General features: G+C 62.1%; 5 protein-coding genes. 1 reads left to right on the top strand and 4 read right to left on the bottom strand.

Annotation, left to right across the window (positions count from 1 at the left end; all coding sequences use genetic code 11):
* The 4 genes from EN893_RS22675 to ureC form a co-directional block, all read right to left on the bottom strand.
* On the bottom strand, positions 1 to 590 hold a 590-nt coding region (locus EN893_RS22675), incomplete at its 3' end, for a glutathione S-transferase family protein (protein WP_164901026.1).
* A gap of 44 nt (positions 591 to 634) precedes the next feature.
* Positions 635 to 1228 carry a hypothetical protein gene (locus EN893_RS22670; RefSeq protein WP_127268405.1) on the bottom strand — a complete coding sequence of 198 codons (594 nt, stop codon included), beginning with the start codon at positions 1226 to 1228 and terminating at the stop codon, positions 635 to 637.
* Positions 1229 to 1262: 34 nt separating this feature from the next.
* A complete protein-coding gene (locus tag EN893_RS22665; RefSeq protein WP_127272482.1) occupies positions 1263 to 1697 on the bottom strand; it encodes a hypothetical protein in 435 nt (144 codons plus the stop codon).
* 32 nt (positions 1698 to 1729) lie between these two features.
* Complete coding sequence (ureC, locus tag EN893_RS22660; protein WP_164748835.1) at positions 1730 to 3445, bottom strand: urease subunit alpha; 1716 nt, start codon at positions 3443 to 3445, stop codon at positions 1730 to 1732.
* A 179-nt stretch (positions 3446 to 3624) separates the two neighbouring features.
* Between ureC and EN893_RS22655 the strand changes: the two genes are divergently transcribed.
* The coding region (locus tag EN893_RS22655) for a hypothetical protein (protein WP_128361785.1) at positions 3625 to 3924 on the top strand (300 nt) is incomplete at its 3' end.

Genomic DNA, 3924 nt, shown 5'->3' with positions numbered 1-3924 from the left:
CCATTTGCTTGCGCCCGTGCACGGGCGGGCCGTGCCAGCACGCGGTCGAAATAGGCGTTGACGCGCTCGGAGTCGATCGGGAATCGGCCGGCGCGAGCCCAGCCGCCCATGTCGCCGAGCAGCACATCGACAGCGGAAAACCGATCGCCGAGCGCAAACGGTTTGTCGCCCAGCCGCCGCTCCAGCGCCTTCAGTTCCGAGGCAAAATCGTAAGCCGCCGCAGGACCGACATCGACGCGCACATCCCTAGGCAGCAGGAAGCGATGGCGCAATTTGTTCCACAGCGGCGCTTCCAACTCGCTCTGGGCAAAATGCATCCAGGAATCCATCTCGGCACGGCCCGCGACGCCCGGGTTGGCGCCCATGTCCTTGTCGGCATGCTTGTCGGCTAGATAAACGCAGATCGCCGCCGAATCCGTCACCGTCAGCTCGCCGTCGATGAGGATCGGCACCTTGCCCGATGGGTTGAGCGCATAGGCTTCCGGTGAGCGCAGATGAACCTCGACCAATTCATAAGGCTGCCCGAGCTCCTCGAGCATCCAGAGAACGCGGCTGACCCGGGATCCGCGCGATCCAACGGCCTTGTACATGTCGAACCCTGCCTTTCTCCAACAAGCTAGACCATCGCGTTCGTTCAGACGATGGTGTCGAAGAGCCGCAGGATGAACGATATCTGGTAGATAAGCGCCGCCGTGACGAAGGCGATGTGGAAGCGGCGGTCGCGCACCAGGATCGCGATGATGCAGAGCGCGACGAAGACCGGCGTGCGGAACAGATACTCGCTGCCGAAGCGGGCGAAATGCTCCGGCCCCTTCAGCAGCGTGTCGACCACGTCGAGCAGGTAGGTCGCAGCCAGCAGGCCGAAGAACCACGCACGGCGCGAATAGAAGAAATCCTCGTAGCTGGTGTAGTCCAGCATCGAATCGGGAAACAAAAGCGCACACAGCAGGAACAGCGTGATCGCGTAGAAGATGATGAACAGGTACTTGCCGAAGGTCCAGGTTTCGATGGCGTAGAGGCCGAACTCCCACCACCAGAAATGCACCAGCATCAGGAGCACCGAGACGACCCAGGCCAGATGCACGGGATAGAGCTTGTACTGGCCGGGATGCTGGACGATGCGCGCCACCCCCGACAGCAGGCGGGCGACGCCAAGCCCGATCACCATGCCCATGACGATGCGGATGTGCGGGAAGATGTCGTGGGCGGAAGCGATTTCGGTGGCCATTCGTGTGTCTTACCAGCTGCTTCGACAATTTCGGCTAATCATACCAAAGCCACAGCTTTCGGTAGCCGGCCGGAACTTCAATCTGCTCGGCGGGCAGGTGATCGACATCTCCTTCCCAGGTTTCGTCCGGCTCGAAGCCTGATGGCAGCCAGCCAATCACATGTTCTTCGCTGGCGCGCGTTGTAATGACGACTTTGTCAGAGAATGGCCATTCTCCATCATCGCACTGCACGATCGCTATCCGGACATCGTGAACTTCGGGCTTTTTCCGTATCGACTGAAATGTAGCCAGAACCGTATCATTGTTCGGTGCCTCCGGGCTGTTGCACAGCAATCCGGCTTCGCCTTGAGCCCCATCGAAATATTCTTCCAATGTAACAAGCGGCATGGAGAGTGGGGCAATGCCGCCGTTGTATTTTTGCAGCGCGCCCATCCTCGAAATTAAGGCAAGTTTCTTTTGCTCGTCCATGATGGGTCCGATACGTCGTGGGCGCAGCAATCCTAAAACAGAAAATACCTCTGCGCCATCGGCAGCACGGTAGCCGGCTCGCAGGTGAGCAATTCCCCGTCGGCACGCACCTCGTAGGTTTCCGGATCGACCTCGACATGCGGCGTGGCGTCGTTGAGCACCATCGAATGCTTGCCGATGCCGCCGCGGGTGTTCTCGACGGCGACGAACTGCTTGTCGACACCGAGCCTGCCGTGCAGGCCTGATTCGAGCGCGGCTTTTGAAACGAAGGTCACCGACGAGTTGGTCCTGGCCTTGCCATAGGCGCCGAACATCGGCCGGTAGTGCATCGGCTGCGGCGTCGGGATCGAGGCGTTGGGGTCGCCCATGGGCGCTGCGGCGATCATGCCGCCGATCAGCACCATGTCCGGCTTGACGCCGAAGAAGGCCGGGTTCCACAGCACCAGGTCGGCGCGCTTGCCGACCGCGATCGAGCCGATGTCTTTCGACAGCCCATGCGCGATGGCCGGGTTGATCGTGTATTTGGCGATGTAGCGGCGGACGCGGAAATTGTCGTTGTTGCCGGTCTCCTGCGGCAGCGAGCCGCGCTGGCGCTTCATCTTGTCGGCGGTCTGCCAGGTGCGGATCGCGACTTCGCCGACACGGCCCATGGCCTGCGAATCCGACGAGATGATCGAGAAGGCGCCGATGTCGTGCAAAATGTCTTCCGCCGCGATGGTCTCCTTGCGGATGCGGCTTTCGGCAAAGGCGATGTCCTCAGGGATCGACGGCGACAAATGATGGCAGACCATCAGCATGTCGAGATGCTCGGCCAGCGTGTTGACCGTGTAGGGCCGCGTCGGGTTGGTCGAGGACGGGATGACGTTGGGCAGGCCGCAGACCTTGATGATGTCAGGTGCGTGGCCGCCGCCGGCACCCTCGGTGTGGAAGGCATGAATGGTGCGGCCTTTGATGGCGGCGACCGTGTTCTCGACAAAGCCGGATTCGTTCAGCGTATCGGTATGGATCATCACCTGCACGTCGTAGTCGTCGGCGACCGACAGGCAGCAATCAATGGCCGCCGGCGTCGTGCCCCAGTCTTCGTGCAGCTTCAGCGAGCAGGCGCCGCCCAGCACCATTTCCTCAAGCGCGGCGGGCAGGGAGGCATTGCCCTTGCCCGACAGGCCGATGTTCATCGGGAAGGCATCGAAGGACTGGATCATGCGGGCCATGTGCCATGGCCCCGGCGTACAGGTGGTGGCCAGCGTGCCGTGCGCCGGACCGGTGCCGCCGCCGAGCATGGTGGTGATGCCTGACATCAGCGCTTCCTCGATCTGCTGCGGGCAGATGAAGTGGATATGCGCGTCGAAGCCGCCTGCGGTCAGGATCTTGCCCTCGCCGGCGATGATCTCGGTGCCGGGACCAATGATGATGGTGACGCCATCCTGCGTGTCCGGATTGCCGGCCTTGCCGATGGCCGCGATGCGGCCGTCGCGAAGCCCGATATCGGCCTTGAAGATGCCTGCGCTGGCATCGATCACCAGTGCGTTGGTGATCACCGTGTCGACGGCGCCCTGGGCTCTGGAAACCTGGCTCTGGCCCATGCCGTCGCGGATCACCTTGCCGCCGCCGAATTTCACCTCTTCGCCATGGATGGTGAGATCCTTCTCGACCTCGATGAACAGTTCGGTGTCGGCAAGGCGCACTTTGTCGCCGACCGTCGGGCCATACATCTGCGCGTAGGCGGCGCGGGTAATTCTGGCCATCAGCGATTGCTCCCGAAATGCGGTTTGCCGAAATGCGGTTGGATTGAAGCGCGGCTGCACATTGCTGCCATCCTATGGTCACGCAATGACCCGCTGGGCGACACCTTCTGATCCCATTTGGCGGTTGAGGTTAGGGGGTCACCCCAGACCGACCGTTTGCCAATCGATGGAAAGGAAAATCCATGCGCAAAACGATAATTCTTGCCGCAGCTGCCAGCCTGATGCTGGCTGGCGCCGCCAGTGCCCAGCAGCAACCCGCGCCACAGCCCACTCCGGCGCCGGCAACGCCTGCTCCAGCCACGCCCCAGGCTCAGCCGGCGGTGCCGACGATCCAGAGCGTCAACATCGTCGACATCACGGAGCTGCCAAAGGACACCCAGACGCAGGTCAACCAGGTGATCGCCCAGCGCGGCGATGACGGCTTGAAGAAACTGCGCAGCTCGATCGACGCCACGCCCAAGGTGAAGTCGGCGCTGGAGGCC

The organism is Mesorhizobium sp. M7A.F.Ca.CA.004.04.2.1 (assembly GCF_004022825.1).
Lineage (GTDB): Bacteria > Pseudomonadota > Alphaproteobacteria > Rhizobiales > Rhizobiaceae > Mesorhizobium.
This window is presented reverse-complemented; position numbering and strand designations above follow the sequence as displayed.

What these genes read in the sequence shown, in the direction of transcription:
- EN893_RS22665 (WP_127272482.1), bottom strand. Translation starts at nt 1,697, where the DNA reads ATGGACGAGCAAAAGAAACTTGCCTTAATTTCGAGGATGGGCGCGCTG.
- EN893_RS22670 (WP_127268405.1), bottom strand. Translation starts at nt 1,228, where the DNA reads ATGGCCACCGAAATCGCTTCCGCCCACGACATCTTCCCGCACATCCGC.